Here is a 17,867-nt window from a genome sequence, read left to right as displayed (position 1 = left end):
TACCGAGTTCCAAAAATTAACCACTCTCTATACAGAGTGGCTAATTTTTAATACCTCTTATTCATTAGCTTCTTTATAAAAGTATTGGTCTTGAATCGTTCCGTCTTCTCGATGAATGATTAAATAGGTACCTTTATTTTTTGCTATTTCACGTCCTCGTTTAATTGCTTCTTCCTTTGCTTGAAAAACATGACTAGGCTTTTTGGCTTTACTTGAGCGTACGGCCCATCCGTCCTCATGGGAAATAACATGCTCTCCTTCTTCTAGGCGCTCTGGATTATTTTCATACTGTTTTACTTCCTTTGAACGCTGGGTTGGTTTTCCATGTTTCTTATATTCATTCACTTCTTGATTACTTGCATTTTTTCTCCATTCCTTGGCCTGCTCAATTGCAATTGGGATTGCTCTACTTTCAGCATAACCTTCATCAACCATTGAATTAGCAATATCAATTGCTTTTTTTCTCGTTTCTTCATTTAGATTTTTCATGGATGATGGATAATCCTGTAATGTCCAAATCATGCAATTCCTCCCAAAAGTAGATTTGTTTAGTAGTTACCCGTTCAACTAATCTTCAAACACACTTTTTAGACAATTTATAGTAAAAAGATAAAAAATTGGATATTGTCTTGTGAAAGACTATTTTTTAATGGCACTTTAGGCTGATAGAAATACAGATCCTTACATGCAGGACAAAGAAAACACATCTCTAAAATAGGGGGTATGCCAACGTTGGACAGCAAGCCCGCTTTTAGTCAGCCTTCCTTTAGCTTCTCATCAATCTTGACTTCTCGTAGAAAGGGGTTCGAAGTTTGCTCACATTGAGCCCATGAGCTAAACGAAGCCACTTTCAAAAACGTATCCATCATGTAATAGTTACCCAAAATAGTAAAAAACAGCTAATGCTGTAAAAGCACTAGCTGTTTTCTTCTAATAAGGAACGTCCCATGATAGATACACGTCTTGTGTTTTGCAAATCTTTTAATGAAGCTGCTCCGATTCCAAACATCGCCATTTTCAGTTCGAGTTCTATTTGATCCATATTGTGAATAACGGCTTCAGCCGATTCGGTAGCCGCCTGAAGTAACTGCCGGGCAAATCCAATTATATTTGCACCAATGGTTATAGCTTTTGCAGCATCCACTCCGGTTTTCATTCCCCCACTTGCTACAAGCGGAACATGAGGCAGCTTATTTCTTACAGATACAATACAATCCTTCGTTGGCAATCCCCAATTATTAAACGCTTCTGCAGCAGCTTTTCGAAGGGGGTCTTGTGACCGCAGCTTTTCAACTTGGCTCCAAGAAGTTCCACCGGCACCTGCAACATCGATATAAGTAACACCTGCATCATACAACTGCTTCGCTACAACTCCATCAATCCCAAAGCCAACCTCCTTTGCACCAACCGGAACACTTAAATCACGGCAAATTTGTTCAATTTTAGGTAACAGATCAGAAAAATTCAAATCTCCACCGTCTTGAACTGCTTCTTGCAAGCTGTTTAAGTGTAAGACTAACGAATCTGCTCCCGTCATATCCACGATACGCTTAGCCTCTTCAACACCATAACCATAATTTAATTGTACTGCTCCAAGGTTTGCTATTAATGGCACAGTTGGAGCTTGCTTACGAATTAAAAAAGAATCTTTATGCGCATCGCTCTCTAGTAATGCCCGAGTTGATCCTAATGCAACAGCCCACCCTTTTTCTTCAGCGGCAAGTGCTAAATTCTGATTAATTTTCGTGGCGAGCTCAGATCCACCAGTCATAGAGCTGACTAAAAACGGAGCTTGAAGTGATTTATTTAAAAAGCTTGTATTTATCTGAATCTCATTGAAATCTAATTCAGGAAGTGCATTATGTATAAAAGAAATGCCTTCTAAGCCTGTTGATTTGTTAACACCTTCTACATTTTCAGTTAAACAAAGCTGTATATGCTCCGTTTTTCTACGGTTGATTCCCTCTTCCATGCTCTAACCTCCCATTTAGATCTTAAGTCTTATCATAACACAACTTATTCTTAATTCTTACTGATTCGATTTTAGTTGAATAACAGCATGTGCTTCAGCTAGTTTTATGTGTATAATAATTGGTATACCTTTATGTAATGGGCTTTTTTATCACGGGAAAACGAAGTAGAATCCATAAGGTATTGGAAAAAATCACTTTCTTTAATCGATGTGCTGTTTTTAATTTTATTGTTTGCGGCTTAGGCTTCGTTGTTTATTTTTTCATATATCTCACCACTTACGTTACGATATAAGGATTTTTTGATAACCATTCATTTAGAAAAAAGCTAATTAACACGATCTCGTCAAAATCAGGAGGGATTTTATATGTTACAAAAAGCGAAGGAATTTGCAACGATTGCTCATCGTGGTCAGAGGCGAAAAACTTCTAACCTTCCCTATATTACCCATCCGATACGTGTTGCCAAAATACTTGAAGAAGCGGGATGCAGTGATGAAGTAATTTGTGCAGGCTATTTACATGATGTCGTGGAAGATACCTGCTATACGATAAAGGATATAGAAGCCCATTTCGGTGAACAAATTGCTTCCATTGTTCAAGCACATACCGAAGATAAATCGCTAACGTGGCAAGAACGTAAACAACATACGATATCTCTTGTGAAATCTGCTAATAAAGAAATAAAGCAATTAATTGTTGCAGATAAGCTAGATAACTTATTAAGTATTGAAGAAGATTTAAACACCTATGGGGACATGGTATGGAGTAACTTCAGTGCTCCCTATGAAAAACAAAAATGGTATTACCACTCTATTGCAGATAATATGTATCATGGTCTTCCAGCAAATCAAATCCCAGCGTATTTTAAGACGTATGAAAAAGCAGTAGCCCGTGTTTTTGGAAATACTAACTAAAACGCCTGTACTAAAAGCTCATTCATTTTTTGAATAACTTTTGCATCCCAATGAATAAATGTATTTTCTTATACGTATTTATGGTATTATTACTCATAAACTCTCCTTATAATTAGGGATTTGAGCAAGGACTACCATACCCCTAATTATAAGTTTTTTTATACGTTTTTATAAATTGAATTTCACATTATTCATAGTATTCTTATAGTTTTTAGTTAACTTTTGCTTAAAAAGTTTATACAACGCTAGTGTATTTCCAAGACAATTAAAAAATCTGCCTCTATATGCTATCCACACTAGAGACAGACTTTTTATACTATTATCTTATATTCATTTCACTTGGCTCTGGACCAGTTCGTTCATAGCGATCTAACGCTTTAATTGCTTTCATATCCTCTGGAGTTAGCTCAAAATCAAACACAGCAAAATTTTGTTCCATTCTTGATGGAGTAACGGATTTTGGAATCACGATATGATTTGATTGCAAATGCCAACGTAACACTACTTGAGCTGGGGTTCGTTGATATTTTTCTGCAATTTTGGTAATGACTGGATCTTGAAGTACTTTGCCACCTTGCATTAGTGGACTCCAAGCCTCCAAGTAAATATGGTGCTGATCACAAAAATCTTTTAACTCGTTTTGCTGCAAATACGGGTGACACTCTACTTGATTTACTACAGGAACAATTTCACATTCTGCAATAATCCGCTCTAGATGCTCAACATTAAAATTGCACACGCCTATTGCTCTTACCCGACCATCCTTATAGAGCTTTTCCAAGGCTTGATACGTTTCTACATATTGATCATATTCAGGAGTTGGCCAGTGGATAAGATAAAGATCTACATATGTCAATCCGAGCTTCTCTAAGCTTTCTTCATATGCTTGAAGCGTATTCTCATAACCTTGATCCGTGTTCCACACTTTTGTTGTAATGAACAACTCTTCTCGTGGAACATTACTATTTGCAATTGCTTTACCTACACCTTGCTCATTTTCATAAATTTTTGCTGTATCAATTGAACGATAGCCTACTTCAATTGCTTTTTCTACTGCTGTTGTAGCCTCTTCATTTGGCACTTGCCAAACCCCAAAACCCAGTTGCGGCATTTTTAACCCATTATTCAGTGTAATATAATCCATCATTTAGCCCCTTTCCATCAGAATACTTTTATATTATCACAGCTCTTCCTGGTTGAAAAAATAAACATGAGATAGCTACTCATTTACCCCATTGCTGTCTGGCATACGTATAGTTCCCTTCAAAGCGCGTCAGCTGTTTATTATAAAGCAAATACGTTACTGGAAATAATCGATCTAGAAAATAGCGGTCATGAGATACACAAATGATTGTTCCTGCAAACTGTTCTAGAGCTTCCTCAAGTACTTCCTTAGATTCAATATCGAGATGATTAGTCGGTTCATCTAAAATAAGTAAGTTGTGATTTTGATAAACTAATTCAGCTAATCGCAGGCGCATCTTTTCACCACCACTTAATTGTTCAACCTTCCGAAACACACTTACACCAAAAAACAAAAATTTAGCAAGTATTCCTCTTGCTTCTCCTTCTGTAACTTGGACATGCTCACGAAACTCAGCTAAAACTGTTCGTTTCCCATCCATTTCCTGTAAATGCTGTGTTAGAAAGCCAATGGACAAATTACTTCCTAATTGTATACTTCCTTTATCCGGCTTGAGGGTACCTAAAATCAGTTTTAGAAGTGTAGACTTTCCAGTACCGTTTTCTCCAAATATAGCAATTCGCTCTTGAAAGCGAACATGCAAATTTATGTTGTCAAATAATATTTTATCTTGCATCCTTTTTGATACATTCTCAAGCTTGACGACATCTTTTCCACTACGCGAATGGATTCGAAAATCAACATCGATACGCTTACTTTCTAAAATTGGCCGTTTTAATACCGTTATTCTAGCTAATGCTTTTTCCATACTTTTCGCTCGTCGATGTAACCCATCATTCGGTGGATTGGCTTGATTGGCCCATTCTTTTAATCGTTTAATGGTTTCCTTCATCTTTTTTATTTTCTTCTGTTGATCCTGGTATTGTTGGAATTCCTGAAGCAAACATTCCTCTCGTTCGTGAACAAAGTTTGTATAATTTGTATTATATTTTTGTAAACTCCCTTGATCGAGTTCCAAGATGGCAGAAACTGTATCATCGAGAAAATATCGGTCATGCGAAACAATTACAACTGTACCGTTGTATTGTTGAATAAAATCTGTTAGCCATTCAATTGCTCTAAAATCAAGGTGATTGGTAGGCTCATCTAATAAAAGCAGATCAGGAGCAGTTAATAGTAATTGAGCAAGCCCTACCTTTGTTCTTTCACCGCCGCTGAGGTTTTTCCACACTTTTGCTCTTAGGCTGTTTATTTGTAGACCATCCATTACCCGACGTACACGTGCATCCATTTCATAACCGCCTTGATCTTGAAATTCTTGTTGAATAATGGCATACGTATCAACCAACTTCATCAGCTTTTGGGAATCTGTTTCCTCTGCTAATCTTTTTTCCAATCGCTCTATCTCGGATTTTAATTGATTGAGTTTAGTAAAAGCTTGTAATAATAATGTCTCCACCGTTATTTCAGGCTCTACAATGGGGGTTTGTTCCAAGAGTCCGATCGTTAAATTCTTTTTCCATGTAATCACTCCTTTAGCTGGTTTTGTTTTATTGGCAAGCAATTGCAATAATGTCGTCTTACCTTCTCCGTTTCTTCCGATAACTCCAATTCGCTCACCTTGAGTTATTTCGATTGTTATATTTTCAAATATACTATTTGCTCCGATTATTTGTGTAACCTGTTGTATACTAGAAACTATCATTTTCTCTTCCTCCAAATCAGAAGAGACATTCGCATGCCTTTGGCTCAGGCAACCGCCTAGTTGCACTTATAATTTAGAACATTAAAATCTTATATTTTTCTAATGTACATAGAAAAAGACGTAAGAGGAGATTCCCCTTACGTCTTTCAAATTAGCATAACAAAGTATTAGCATTTTAAAGAACCAATAACATATTATATGCTTATCCGATTGTAGGCAGATGTCTCTTACTGGTATTTTTTCCATTATTTTGAAATCGCTAAGGGCATACGTATCCCTAGGAATAATTTTCCGGAAAAAATTGCATAACAAATCCAAAGATATGTTTCGAACTTCGTTATGCCACCAGTTTGATTCATCTAACCCACCTCCTTTTTATAATTATAAACAGTTTAACCAAAAACAGATCAACCGTCAAGAACTGATCTGTTTTATCTAGAAGTCAAAAAAGGTTCTGCAAATGAAATAATGATCCTCTATCTTACAGAATTTATAATCCTCACTCCCAATTCATTGAAGTGAAGCTTCATTCAATAGGAGTTTTCCTCCATCTCCTACCGAATGAAGTTGAACAAAGGCTAGATCTTGGACGCCTGAAAAAAACCGCAGTGTATTGCTTTGGAATCTTTTCTTGTCTTGTTGCCCCGAACAAATTGTGAATTTAGATGCTTCATCTCCCACTAAGATTTCTTTTGTATTGCTTTCAACTCTTGAAGCGGGACTCTTACGTTACCTTACATCTCGGAATAAAATTGGTTTTTATAGGCTTCTATCGTAATCTTCAATCCTTCTTTATAAGGGGTCTTTGGTAAAGGTCCAATCCATTTTGTATACTTTTCTCCACTTAAAATAACAGGTTGTTCATTTAAATACTGCATTTCTACAAATTCTCTCATCTGTCTATCGTATATTCCTAAAAACCTTAGCAAATTTGTAGTTACTATCGATACCTTCTTCTTAAACTCAGTTAATTCACGAATTTGGGTTATCAGTTCGTTACCTGAAATCGGGTGTGATGCTGGTATATTCCAATTTTGACCATAGGCATCATCTCTTAGTGATAATTCTACTAATGCCTTTGCTCCATCTAAGGTAAAAAGATGCTCTCTAGCAATAGCCGGATTACCTATAAACTGAGCTCGCCTATTTTGTACGACAGAACGTAGCGTATAATTTAATTGGGTATTTTCTGCATGAGGTCCGTAAAAATCAGGGAAATGCGTAATAACATAAGAAACTCCAGAGTTTTTAATACATTTTTCTACTTGCAACCGCAGCTTACCCTTTTTAGTATGTGGTTGCTTTACCTGGGTTTCTACTACTAGACTTTCACTTTTACCATAAGCGTAGATATTATCTACTACAGCCAATTTAGCCTTAGCAAACTTTGCAGCTCGAATGATGTTTTCTGTAAGCGGAACTAATTTGCTCTCCCATTCTGGGTAAGGTAAATTAATAGCATGAAAAATAATATTCTTATGTTTTACTGCTTCTTCTAAATCCCTTTTATTAAAAACATCTCCCGAATAAATTGTAACTTCTGGATACGCAGCAAACAGTTTTTCTAGTTTACTGTTAGATCTAGCAAAGGCTGTTACTTTTATTCCTCTTTTTATTAACTCCATTACTATGGCGAAACCCATTCCTCCTGAAGCTCCAAGAACTAACGCATTTTTCATCAAATAACCTCCTTTTTATTCACCAACGGTCAATTAAATCCCTGAAAAAATTTAGGCCCGCATCCAAAAAGCGTTAGCCTAATTAGTTAAGAACGATCATAGTTATTGTTTTATCCACTGTAAAAGCAGCTCGACATGATGAGCTGCCATTTTTTCCACATCTATATACTCATTAACATGTCTTAAATAATGTGTTACAAATCCATGTAATGATAAAAACATCGACCATATTGTATTAATCGATAACCTTTTTTCACTCCATTGGGCAACTAAATTAGCAAATTTCTGATAGGTTTTTATCGGCCCTTCAGTTGAAAATGCTCGTACCTCGTCATCTTTTATAAGAAACATAATTTCATAGTGACTTTGATGAGTCAATCCAAACTTAATGTAATCCTTCATCAGCATGCGAAGCTTTTCTTCTTGAGATAGCTCAAGATATTGTATTGCACACATTCTCTCTTGAAGCAGTTGGAAATGCTTTTCAACTAATGCATAAAAAAGCTCAGCTTTATTTTTGAAGTGGTAATACAAAGAGCCATGACTATAATTTAATTTCGCTGCAATTTGCCTCATTGTAACAAGTTTATATCCTTTCTCAACGAAGAGCTCATTAGCCGCATCCATTATCATCTCACGAGTAAGTTCTTTAGCCACTGCTTTTCTAGCAGACATAGTAAACCTCCATTTAATTAACCATTGTTCAATTAATATTACAATGCTTTTTAATAACTGTCAATTAATTTTTACAAGTAAAATCTATCGATAGTAGCCGGCGGTTTCCTTTTATCCCGGTGAATATGATTCCATTAATGGGACCCATAGCGAAAATGTTTGTAAAATATAAAGAAGATAAAAAAGAAGAAATGGGCACCTCAAGGACTATATAGTATGCTTTCTGTCATGCCAGCTTACCAAGGGAAACTAATCGAACACAATTTCATTCGTATGGTTGAAGATGAAGCCATAGAGAAAAAATCTTCTAAATTCTTAACTATTCCATTGTTTATTTGTTCATCTTGTAATAGGAAACTAATAATTCCCCTATTACCACTGCAATGACTTTTTTTCCCTACAGGTTACGTTACGAATCTTTGTCACCTTATAAATTCCTCACTATCAGTTTTGATGATGTGTTCCCCGAAGTTAGGATTATTTTTGAATCCTCTGTATTTCACGCTTTAGAGCTTATAACAGAAAATGTTACGTACTTCGGATTACTTAATTTTTAGACCTAATAACGAAGCAAATTGTATCGCTTGAGACGTTGATACTTTACATCCTTTTAAATTCTCTATGGAAACAGTTAAAGAATCAAAATCGCATGAGCTTATATCAATTCCTTTTAATGATGTCTCTTCAAAGCTTGCGCCATTAAGATTACATGAAAGAAATTCTACTTTTTTGAGCTTACAGTCAAAAAGATCAGCGCTTTCTAACGCAGCCTCATCAAAAATCACCTTTTCAAGTTTTGAGTTACCAAACATAACCATATTAAGAATTGATTCCCCAAATCTTGTATTACCGATATAAGACTCTGTTAGGTTGCTGCCTAGCAACTTACAATTAAGAAACTCAACTCGATTCATGGAGGCATTACCCAAATTAGCATTGGATAAATCACAATTCTCAAAGCGCACATCGGTAAGATCAATTCGGCTAAAGTCGGTATTAACAAAGTTGCAGTTTTTGATAACTGTTTGATAAAGTCGTAATCGATCTATGGATTCGTTATTGAATTGGGAATCTGTAACAAGGCACACTTCAAATTCTGGATCTTCTTCATAATATATATCTGTAAATTTCCTCTCTGTTAGATTTTCAGGGATCTTGGGAGTGTCAATTCTCACTGTATACCTACCTACTTTCAAAGAATTTAATTCATTTATAAAGTCTCTAGATACAAATATAAAGGAACCTATGTTCTCTTTCAAGACTTGATTTTTATGCATTTTATGATACATGGAGACAAGACACTCATATTGAGTAGGATTTTCACCTTATCGGACGGAAGATTCACTATTGTCGTCGATCCTATATGTCCTTTTTCTATTCTTCGCCATCAAAGTAATAATCCCTATAAAATTCCATGAATTGTTTTAAATTTGTTACATAGTAGGAGATTGCTTTTACTGAATCTTTTCTTGATTGGTTTACCTTGTAGTTTGCTGAATAGCCTCTACCAACCTATACTCACTCATTAGTAAACTATTGGCTTTGTTGCCAAATAATTTCTCCACACTGCTCCCAATGATCTATTTTTACATCAAAATAATGCTTGGTATAGAAATACTCTAATCGACGGACGTGATCAAAATCGCGCTCGACAATATCGCCAGTAATATACTGTTTATTTTCATCACGAGCTATTTCTTTTAAATGCTCCATTAAAACGGAGCCGAAGCCCTTATTTTCTATTCCTTTGATATTGTTAATATGAATGGTCGTCTCTGATTTATATTCTGCTTCAATTGCTGAGTCCCACTTTCCGCGATAGGGTTTTGTACATTCATGAAGCATTATTTGAAAAGAATCAGCTTGCCAGTTTGCATACACAATTACCCAATTCTCATCTTTTGTTTGATTAATACTTATAATGGAGGACTTTTTAGCTATAGCCTTTACATTTTCCTGCATACGATACAATTGAATCTCTAACGCATCGAGTTTTTGTTCCAGTTCTGGCTCTCCATCCTTTTCTGCGATGAAAGCAGATTTATACATATTTATCACCTGCAATTTTTATTTTAAAAAGGTTGTTCAAATGCTTATGTTAGCTCGTTCCCCGTTGTCTATGTGACTCATCCAATACACTTTTTTCTCCTTGAACACATACTTAAACACACAGTTTCCCATTCTACATGATTGATGGTATATGCTGCAAATGTAAAAAAATTAGCAATAATCACTTTAACTTTTAGTAATTTAGACCGATATGTAAAAAAAGCCCTGTTTTTAGGTAAAGGCAATACAGCCTACTTTTTGCGATTGCTTTAGATAGAAAATTTATCTATTTTTGGGGGGATACCATGAATAAAACAAACGAAAAAAAGCTTGTTTTTAAGAGAAAGGAGGCGAGAATTAATTTGCAGAAAATTCTTTTCAAATGGAGAAATGTCCGGATTAATAAAAAGTATTTATCTATATTCTTTTTTACTATTGCTTTACTAATTACATCAGCCCTTATTGTATATATACAATTAAAAGATGGTCAGCGGGACATTAATACCGTTAATGAATTAAGCAATCAATCCAACCAAATGTCGCAATTAGCTATCCTTATTCAAGCAAAGGATGTACAATCTGCAGATTATTTAGTAACAAAAAACGAGAAATATTTTACCGCCTTTCAAGAATATCAAAAAGACTTCGATGAATTAGCAGCTAAATTAGATAAAACAATTAAGACAAAGGATCAGCGCCTTATTTTTGACGAAATTAAAGTAAAAAATGAATCTATTGATGAGGCGTTTTTAAATCGAATGGTGCCATCCATTGAAGAAGGTAATGTGGAATTAGCAAATACTTTAAGGCATTATTCAACGAGACTGCGAAATGATACGCTAGATCTTGTTAATAGACTATTAGAAAAAACGCAGGAAGAACAGGCAAGCGCTCTAGGTGAAGCACAAACGAGCTCAAATATTAGTGTATACATATTAGCAATTACAAACTTATTAGCCTTAGCTATCGGTATTCCCATTATGATTCTTATTAGTCGTGGTATTACGTCTAGGCTGCAGCAGATTGTTCAATTAACCTCAGACGTAGCAGACGGAAATTTAAACACAACAGATATTGAAGTAGAAGGAAAAGATGAAATTGGACAGCTTGCTCAATCGGTTCAGCAAATGAAGGAGCGAATCAGAGAGATTATTCAAAACGTCCAAATTGCAGCGACCTCTGTGGCATCACAAAGTGATCAATTAAATAAATCAGCTAACGAAGTAAAAGAAAGCAATGTGCAAATAGCTGCAACAATGGAGCAGCTAGCAGGTGGTATCGAATCACAGGCAACAAGTGCCAATCAATTGTCGGAGAATATGAATGAATTTGTCGAAAACATTCGGATCTCCGAAAGTAAAGGGATAGAAGTAATGAAAAACGCTAATAACGTACAACATTTAACAACAGAAAGCACACGATTAATGGAGCGATCTGTAACGCAAATGAATCAGATTGACATTATCGTAGAAAATGCTGTAAATCAAGTACAAGGACTAGATAGACAATCCGCACAAATTTCTAAACTAGTAAAAGTTATTAAAGATATATCAGACCAAACTAATTTATTATCACTTAATGCTACCATTGAAGCGGCCCGCGCAGGTGAGTATGGCAGAGGCTTTGCAGTTGTAGCTGATGAAGTAAGAAGTTTATCCGAACAAGTTGCTAATTCTGTTGGTGAAATAACATCCATTGTAGATCGGATTCAATCTGAGACGAGTGAAGTGGTTACCTCACTTCATCGTGGCTATGATGAAGTGAAAACAGGGAAGGAGCAAATTGAAGAGACTGGTGATAACTTCCAAAATATGAATAAAGCGATAACGGATATGACGAGTAAAATGAAGGAAATTGCCATTAAGCTCAAAGAAAATACAGACAGCAGTGCAGTAATGGACAAGCTAATTAAAGAAATTGCTTCCATATCTCAGGAATCTGCTGCAGGCGTTGAGCAAGTAGCTGCATCAACTCAGCAAACATCAAGCACCATGGAGCAGGTTTCCTACAATACACATGAATTAGCGGATTTAGCAGAAAAACTGAACAAGCAAGTAAATGTCTTTAAACTATAGCAAAAAATCTACCTTTTTGATATCTAATGGACACAAGTGCAAGCACCGGTTACCGACATACAAACCGGAGATTCAGTAAAACTTCATTCCGCGAAACTCTTTTTCTTTATCTCCTACTGGAAGAAGGACAAAGGCTATAATCAGAACGTCCTTGGAAAAAAGACCGTTTTTTCTAAGTCTGGTGTATCACGTTTTTTTCAAGGACGTTGCCATCTTAGTAAAACTCAGTTATTTCTCTCTTCGTTTGAACATCGGCTTTCATGAAAAACACCATATGTTTTTCTAAATGTGAGCAACTTCTACGTTAAAAATTTATAACTTCTTACCGTATAAAAAACAATCCTTTGTATGGTCATTGACCATTCCTGTAGCTTGCATAAATGCATAACAAATAGTCGGACCAACAAATTGAAAGCCACGTTGCTTTAAATTTTTACTCATTTGTTCCGATTCTTTTGTGAATGCAGGTACATCTTCATGAGCTTCCCAATGGTTAATCATCGGCTTTCCGCCAACAAACGACCAAATATACGTATGAAAGTTACCAAATTCCTTTTGAACTTCTAAAAAGGATTGAGCATTTTTAACAAATGCATTTATCTTTCTGCGATTTCGAATAATTCCTTTATTTTGCATAAGCTCCGTTATTTTTTTCTCACTATACTTGCTTATAATAGTTGGATCAAATTGATCAAATGCCTTTACATAGTTTTCTCTTCGTTTTAAGATGGTTATCCAGCTTAACCCTGCCTGTGCTCCTTCTAAACATAGCATTTCAAACAGTTTTTGATCATCATACTCTGGTCTTCCCCATTCACAGTCATGGTACTGTATATAAATCGGATCATCCGTTACCCATTTACATCTCTTTTTATTCATTATTCCTCTTCACCAACTGCAACCTCATTATCCTCATAGGAAATCCAATCACTAAAACTTCCGGGATAAAGTTTTACATTTCTATAGCCAAGCATTTTTAAAGCTAAAATATTAGGACAAGCTGAAATACCTGAACCACAGGAAACAATAATTTCATCATCTTTTGATAAGTCAGCAAAATGCTTTTGTAACTCTTCTTCCGATTTCCAGCTCCCGTCTGATCCCAGTATACCTTTCCAAAAGAAATTTTTTGCTCCTGGTATATGACCGGCTCGGGCATATAATGGCTCCGATTCTCCTAAATAACGTTCTTTGGCACGTGAATCAACCAATACCGCTGTTTTATTTTTCAGTTTCTGCTTCACTTCTTCCATATTAACTGTTTGATTGTTTCTAATCTTTGGGTGAAACTCTTTCGCACTTAACTCCGGTATATAATCCGTAGTTTCATTCCCTTCCTCTTTCCAACGAGCATATCCCCCGTCTAAGACATAGACTTTATCATGACCTAAATAATGAAGTAACCACCATGCTCTTGCAGCAAACATATCATTATTCTCATCATAAATAACAACTGTTGTGTTATGATCAATTCCCATTCTTCCTAATTTTAATGAAAGCGCGTTTACATCTGGTAAAGGATGGTTCCCCCCATGTATTTCTTTCTTTCCAGACAAATCCTTCTCTATATCTAAAAAAATCGCACCGGGAATATGATCTTGCTGATAAGCCTTTCTCCCTGCGTCTGGATCCATTAAATCAAAACGCACATCCATAATGACCGTATTACCTCGCTCATTATGCAAATAATTTTTTAAGCGATTAATTGAAATGATATAAGACAATTGTTTCCCTCCAATATAATTTACTGATTACCTACTGCACTACTCTCTTGAACACGTATATTATTTATTTTAAATGAAGTAAAGCTTAATTCCCACCCTTTCTTTAAAAGAAAGTAAACAGAACATATCGGTACATACTTAAAACAAAAATTCATAAAGTCGGAACAGAATGGTACGAAGTAGAAACTAAACTACAGAACTCGGAACAGATTTATTTTAAACTTAAGTTCACTTAGAAAACGTTTGAAATTAAGTTATAATAAAGGGAGACTTCATTCCGTGGAATGCTTTTTACACGGAATGTTAGTACGGCAAGAGTATGACCTAAAGGCCCTTGACCCAATCGGGCTTTTAGGTGCCGTTTTCTATCACTCAGAACCTTTTGTACCAACTCAGGATCTTGAAGGGGGGTATCTTACGGCACCTTACATGCGGGATAATCGATTACAGAACTGCTTCACCTGTAATATACGATCAATTAAAACGATTAGGAGATGAAAGTAAAATGAAAGAAGCATTGATTGAAAGGTTCACAACTTATGTGAAAATCGATACACAATCTGATGAAAGCAATCAAGCTACCCCTTCAACACCAGGACAGCTTGAACTGTTAAATCTATTAGTAAAAGAACTTAGAGAAATTGGTATGGTGGATGTTACCATGGATGATTATGGTTATGTGATGGCAACGCTTCCTGCAAATACAAATGCAGATATTCCGACAATTGGCTTTTTAGCTCATGTCGATACAGCTACCGATTTTACAGGAAAAAATGCCAATCCAAAAATCATCGAAAGTTTTGATGGTAACGATATTGTTTTGAATAAAGATCTAAATATTGTATTGTCTGCGAAAAATTTCCCAGAGCTTGCTACATACAAAGGTCATACATTGATTACTACCGATGGCACTACATTACTTGGCGCTGATGATAAAGCTGGAGTAGCTGAAATTGTAACAGCAATGGACTTTCTGATCAAGCATCCGGAAATAAAGCACGGAAAAATTCGAGTCGGCTTTACACCAGATGAAGAAATTGGTAGAGGTCCACATAAATTCGATGTAAAACGATTTGGTGCTAGCTATGCATATACCATTGATGGTGGACCGCTTGGAGAATTGCAATATGAAAGCTTTAATGCAGCCGCCGCTAAAGTAACATTTACAGGAAATAGTGTACACCCTGGAACAGCAAAAGATAAAATGGTTAACGCCGGGAAAATGGCAGCAGAATTTATCAGCAAATTTCCAGAGCAGGAAGCACCAGAGCATACAGAAGGCTATGAAGGATTTTATCATCTCACTTCTGTAAATGGTGATGTGGAAAATGCTAATGTAAGCTACATTATCCGTGATTTTGATAAGACTGCTTTTCAAAATAGAAAAGACACGGTTAAACAATTTGTTAACGAATTAAAAGAAAAATACGGTGATGAAGCAGTTAAACTTGAAATGAAAGACCAATATTATAATATGCGGGAGAAAATTGAACCTGTAAAAGAGATTGTAGCTATTGCTTATCAGGCGATGAAAAATCTTGATATCGAACCGATTGTTGAACCAATACGGGGAGGTACAGATGGTTCACAGCTGTCGTACATGGGACTTCCTACTCCAAATATTTTTACAGGCGGAGAAAACTTCCACGGAAAATATGAATACGTTTCTGTAGATAATATGGAAAAAGCTACAAGAACAATCATCGAAATTTGTAAGCTATTTGCCGAGCGAAGTTAATATTTTATAAAGAGACTAACTGTATAAAGTAAATAGCTGTAATGAATTTATATAGTTAGTCTCATATCAATCACATAAAATATCTGTACATTTATGCTTTTTGTTTATCTACAGAATCTTTATAGTGATGATTCGTACGATACAAATAATCATGGGTTCCATATCCTGTTATATTTCCATTCTCCAAAACTAATATCTTATCAGCACGCTTTACCGTGGATAATCGATGCGCAATCATAAATACGCCTATTTTATTTTGAGCTAGAGAAATCAATGTATGTTGTAACAGATATTCTGATTCACTATCTAAATTTGCTGTAACTTCATCTAATAAAATAAATTTTGATTTACGTAATAAAGCTCTAGCAATTGCAATTCTTTGCTTTTGCCCACCGGATAAAAAATTACCAAATTCACCTACATGCGTATTATAGCCATGTGGAAACTTCATAATAAATTCATGGGCATTTGCTTTCTTTGTTGCTTCTATTAACTCTTCCATCGATACCTTCTCTTGCAATCCATAAAGTAAATTATCTTTAATAGTACCGTAAAACAAAGGAAAATCTTGCGGCACATAACTAAATACTTTTCGCCAAGAACTTATATCAATATCTTGATAAGACTTATTATTTAACATCATATCTCCATGTGAAGGAGGATAGAATCGCTCGATCAGACTAAAAATCGTTGACTTTCCTGATCCACTAGGTCCTACTAATGCCACTATTTCCCCTGTTTCTAGTGAAAATGATATATTATGTAAAATCTTTTGGTTTTCATCATAAGCAAAAGAAACATTTTTAAAATCTAATCTTGAAGGTTCACTATGAATAGGTAATAAAGAGTGTTTATTTATTTGATTGTCTATTTCATCTTTTTCTCTTAAAACTTCTAAAATTCTCTTCATTGAACCTTTAGCTTCCTGATAATCTGTTATAAATAAATTCATCGCAAAAAAAGGGGTTACCACTTGAACCAAGTAAATAATAAAAGCTACTAATTCTCCCATAGAAATTGTTCCATTGCTAACTCTCCATGCTCCAAGTCCCACGATTACAATCAATACAGTAAAGGAGAATAAACCCAATAATGGTGTTATAACTGAATTTAATATAGATGACTTTATCCCTAGTTTATACAAATGTTGGAATTTATTTTCACCTTTATTCTTTTCAATATCCTCCGCGTTAAAAGCCTTCACCATTTTTATATCTTTTAAGATTCCAGAAGAAAATGATGTTAAGTCTGCTATCCTTTCCTGCTCCTTGTATGAAATGCTAAAAATTTTTTCTCCTAAAGGATAAATGATAAATATTGAAAACGGAACAAGCACAACAAGGATTAAAGTTAAATAGCTATCTAAATAAAATAAAATAATTAGAGAAACAATAAGAGTTATTATTGATTCAAATAAGTCAACTAAGCTATGAGTCATAACATCCACTATTGCTATCGTATCATTTGTTAATCTGCTTACTAATTCACCAGAACGATTTTTTTGATGAAATTTTAATGGTAATTTAAGAATTTTGTCCCATATTTTTTCCCGTAGTTTTAAAATTATTTTTTCAGCTACCCGCGATAATAAAAAAGTGGAAACAGCAGAAAGTATAGTGCTAACAGTTAATAGTACAATCCCAATAGTAATCAATCTATAATCAATATATTTTTCTAAGTTATCCATGATTATCATTACAAACAAAGGTATAATTAAACTTAATACACTACTTATCGCTGTAATAATAAAAGGAATTAATAATGATCTTTTAGACATATTTATAATTTGCCAAACATACAAAATCGAGTATGAATTATTTTTTTTGTTAATTCTAATCTCCCCCCCCCTTTAGTTAAATAAACAAATTATTTTGTATTTCTGCTTTTTCCAGAAGACCTCTCCATTGATTACGTTCGTCCCTATGCTCTATGTATTTTTCTTTGCCCGAATTATAGATTAATGCGTAAACTTACTCTGTTAAAACAACAGCTTTATTTGTATCTAGCACACATCTTTTAACAATTTCATAGACTCTTTAAACTATAATTAGCCGCTTCCCTTTTGGCAATTTATAGAATGTCTCAAGCACTGTTTAACTTATTAAACACTTACTATCTTTAACCCAATAATTCGCTACTTTAGAGACCTCTTTATGGTTATTATGACAAACTTTTCGCACGCCCCTTTAGT

Annotated in this window: 15 protein-coding genes; 3 read left to right on the top strand and 12 right to left on the bottom strand. The window is 35.0% G+C overall.

The features are described from left to right. Nucleotides 1-57: 57 nt before the first annotated feature. Together BN1066_RS10635 and fni are read right to left on the bottom strand one after the other, a co-directional pair. Nucleotides 58-522, bottom strand: a complete 465-nt coding sequence (locus tag BN1066_RS10635) for a DUF2188 domain-containing protein (protein WP_077319417.1) — start codon at nucleotides 520-522, stop codon at nucleotides 58-60. 394 nt (nucleotides 523-916) lie between these two features. Beyond that, the gene (gene fni / locus BN1066_RS10630; RefSeq protein ID WP_077319416.1) at nucleotides 917-1,972 is read right to left on the bottom strand and encodes a type 2 isopentenyl-diphosphate Delta-isomerase; all 1,056 of its coding nucleotides are present in this window, start codon (nucleotides 1,970-1,972) and stop codon (nucleotides 917-919) included. 366 nt (nucleotides 1,973-2,338) lie between these two features. Here fni and BN1066_RS10625 point away from each other — a divergent pair, with 366 nt between their 5' ends. Further along, complete coding sequence (locus BN1066_RS10625) at nucleotides 2,339-2,887, top strand: HD domain-containing protein (protein WP_077319415.1); 549 nt, start codon at nucleotides 2,339-2,341, stop codon at nucleotides 2,885-2,887. A 319-nt stretch (nucleotides 2,888-3,206) separates the two neighbouring features. Here the strand turns inward: BN1066_RS10625 and BN1066_RS10620 are convergent, their stop codons facing one another. From BN1066_RS10620 to BN1066_RS10595, 7 genes are all read right to left on the bottom strand, one after another. Then, complete coding sequence (locus BN1066_RS10620; RefSeq protein ID WP_077319414.1) at nucleotides 3,207-4,031, bottom strand: aldo/keto reductase; 825 nt, start codon at nucleotides 4,029-4,031, stop codon at nucleotides 3,207-3,209. Nucleotides 4,032-4,110: 79 nt separating this feature from the next. After that, nucleotides 4,111-5,736, bottom strand: coding sequence for a ribosomal protection-like ABC-F family protein (gene abc-f, locus BN1066_RS10615; protein ID WP_077319413.1), 1,626 nt, complete (start codon nucleotides 5,734-5,736; stop codon nucleotides 4,111-4,113). Nucleotides 5,737-5,981: 245 nt separating this feature from the next. After that, nucleotides 5,982-6,095, bottom strand: a complete 114-nt coding sequence (locus tag BN1066_RS21250) for an RAxF-45 family protein (RefSeq protein ID WP_425445276.1) — start codon at nucleotides 6,093-6,095, stop codon at nucleotides 5,982-5,984. Between the two features lie 375 nt (nucleotides 6,096-6,470). After that, nucleotides 6,471-7,415 carry an SDR family NAD(P)-dependent oxidoreductase gene (locus BN1066_RS10610; RefSeq protein WP_077319412.1) on the bottom strand — a complete coding sequence of 315 codons (945 nt, stop codon included), beginning with the start codon at nucleotides 7,413-7,415 and terminating at the stop codon, nucleotides 6,471-6,473. Nucleotides 7,416-7,517: 102 nt separating this feature from the next. After that, nucleotides 7,518-8,090: a TetR/AcrR family transcriptional regulator gene (locus BN1066_RS10605; RefSeq protein ID WP_077319411.1), complete on the bottom strand. Its 573-nt coding sequence runs from the start codon at nucleotides 8,088-8,090 to the stop codon at nucleotides 7,518-7,520. Nucleotides 8,091-8,632: 542 nt separating this feature from the next. After that, nucleotides 8,633-9,265, bottom strand: a complete 633-nt coding sequence (locus BN1066_RS10600; protein ID WP_077321442.1) for a pentapeptide repeat-containing protein — start codon at nucleotides 9,263-9,265, stop codon at nucleotides 8,633-8,635. Between the two features lie 358 nt (nucleotides 9,266-9,623). Continuing rightward, nucleotides 9,624-10,139 (bottom strand): hypothetical protein, encoded by a 516-nt coding sequence (locus BN1066_RS10595; RefSeq protein ID WP_077319410.1) that lies wholly within the window; start codon nucleotides 10,137-10,139, stop codon nucleotides 9,624-9,626. 305 nt (nucleotides 10,140-10,444) lie between these two features. On the opposite strand from BN1066_RS10595, the gene BN1066_RS10590 reads away from it, so the two are divergent. After that, the gene (locus BN1066_RS10590; protein WP_077319409.1) at nucleotides 10,445-12,214 is read left to right on the top strand and encodes a methyl-accepting chemotaxis protein; all 1,770 of its coding nucleotides are present in this window, start codon (nucleotides 10,445-10,447) and stop codon (nucleotides 12,212-12,214) included. Between the two features lie 312 nt (nucleotides 12,215-12,526). On the opposite strand, the gene BN1066_RS10585 is transcribed toward BN1066_RS10590, so the two are convergent. Both BN1066_RS10585 and BN1066_RS10580 read right to left on the bottom strand, forming a co-directional pair. Further along, nucleotides 12,527-13,093, bottom strand: a complete 567-nt coding sequence (locus BN1066_RS10585) for a DNA-3-methyladenine glycosylase I (RefSeq protein ID WP_077319408.1) — start codon at nucleotides 13,091-13,093, stop codon at nucleotides 12,527-12,529. Further along, entirely contained in the window at nucleotides 13,093-13,938 is an 846-nt protein-coding gene (locus BN1066_RS10580) for a sulfurtransferase (RefSeq protein ID WP_077319407.1), read from the bottom strand. The genes BN1066_RS10585 and BN1066_RS10580 overlap by 1 nt, the downstream gene beginning before the upstream one ends. Before the next feature lie 505 nt (nucleotides 13,939-14,443). Here BN1066_RS10580 and pepT point away from each other — a divergent pair. Next, complete coding sequence (gene pepT / locus BN1066_RS10575; RefSeq protein WP_077319406.1) at nucleotides 14,444-15,676, top strand: peptidase T; 1,233 nt, start codon at nucleotides 14,444-14,446, stop codon at nucleotides 15,674-15,676. A 91-nt stretch (nucleotides 15,677-15,767) separates the two neighbouring features. Here pepT and BN1066_RS10570 read toward each other — a convergent pair whose 3' ends face one another. Continuing rightward, a complete protein-coding gene (locus BN1066_RS10570) occupies nucleotides 15,768-17,453 on the bottom strand; it encodes an ABC transporter ATP-binding protein (RefSeq protein ID WP_245799766.1) in 1,686 nt (561 codons plus the stop codon). Nucleotides 17,454-17,867 lie beyond the last annotated feature (414 nt).

This window comes from Virgibacillus proomii (genome assembly GCF_900162615.1).
GTDB lineage: Bacteria > Bacillota > Bacilli > Bacillales > Amphibacillaceae > Virgibacillus > Virgibacillus proomii.
This window is presented reverse-complemented; position numbering and strand designations above follow the sequence as displayed.

Excerpts from the sequence above, each read along its gene's own strand:
- BN1066_RS10635 (WP_077319417.1), bottom strand. The coding sequence starts at position 522 with ATGATTTGGACATTACAGGATTATCCATCATCCATGAAAAATCTAAAT.
- fni (WP_077319416.1), bottom strand. The coding sequence starts at position 1,972 with ATGGAAGAGGGAATCAACCGTAGAAAAACGGAGCATATACAGCTTTGT.
- BN1066_RS10625 (WP_077319415.1), top strand. The coding sequence starts at position 2,339 with ATGTTACAAAAAGCGAAGGAATTTGCAACGATTGCTCATCGTGGTCAG.
- BN1066_RS10620 (WP_077319414.1), bottom strand. The coding sequence starts at position 4,031 with ATGGATTATATTACACTGAATAATGGGTTAAAAATGCCGCAACTGGGT.
- abc-f (WP_077319413.1), bottom strand. The coding sequence starts at position 5,736 with ATGATAGTTTCTAGTATACAACAGGTTACACAAATAATCGGAGCAAAT.
- BN1066_RS21250 (WP_425445276.1), bottom strand. The coding sequence starts at position 6,095 with ATGAATCAAACTGGTGGCATAACGAAGTTCGAAACATATCTTTGGATT.
- BN1066_RS10610 (WP_077319412.1), bottom strand. The coding sequence starts at position 7,415 with ATGAAAAATGCGTTAGTTCTTGGAGCTTCAGGAGGAATGGGTTTCGCC.
- BN1066_RS10605 (WP_077319411.1), bottom strand. The coding sequence starts at position 8,090 with ATGTCTGCTAGAAAAGCAGTGGCTAAAGAACTTACTCGTGAGATGATA.
- BN1066_RS10595 (WP_077319410.1), bottom strand. The coding sequence starts at position 10,139 with ATGTATAAATCTGCTTTCATCGCAGAAAAGGATGGAGAGCCAGAACTG.
- BN1066_RS10590 (WP_077319409.1), top strand. The coding sequence starts at position 10,445 with ATGAATAAAACAAACGAAAAAAAGCTTGTTTTTAAGAGAAAGGAGGCG.
- BN1066_RS10585 (WP_077319408.1), bottom strand. The coding sequence starts at position 13,093 with ATGAATAAAAAGAGATGTAAATGGGTAACGGATGATCCGATTTATATA.
- pepT (WP_077319406.1), top strand. The coding sequence starts at position 14,444 with ATGAAAGAAGCATTGATTGAAAGGTTCACAACTTATGTGAAAATCGAT.
- BN1066_RS10570 (WP_245799766.1), bottom strand. The coding sequence starts at position 17,453 with ATGTCTAAAAGATCATTATTAATTCCTTTTATTATTACAGCGATAAGT.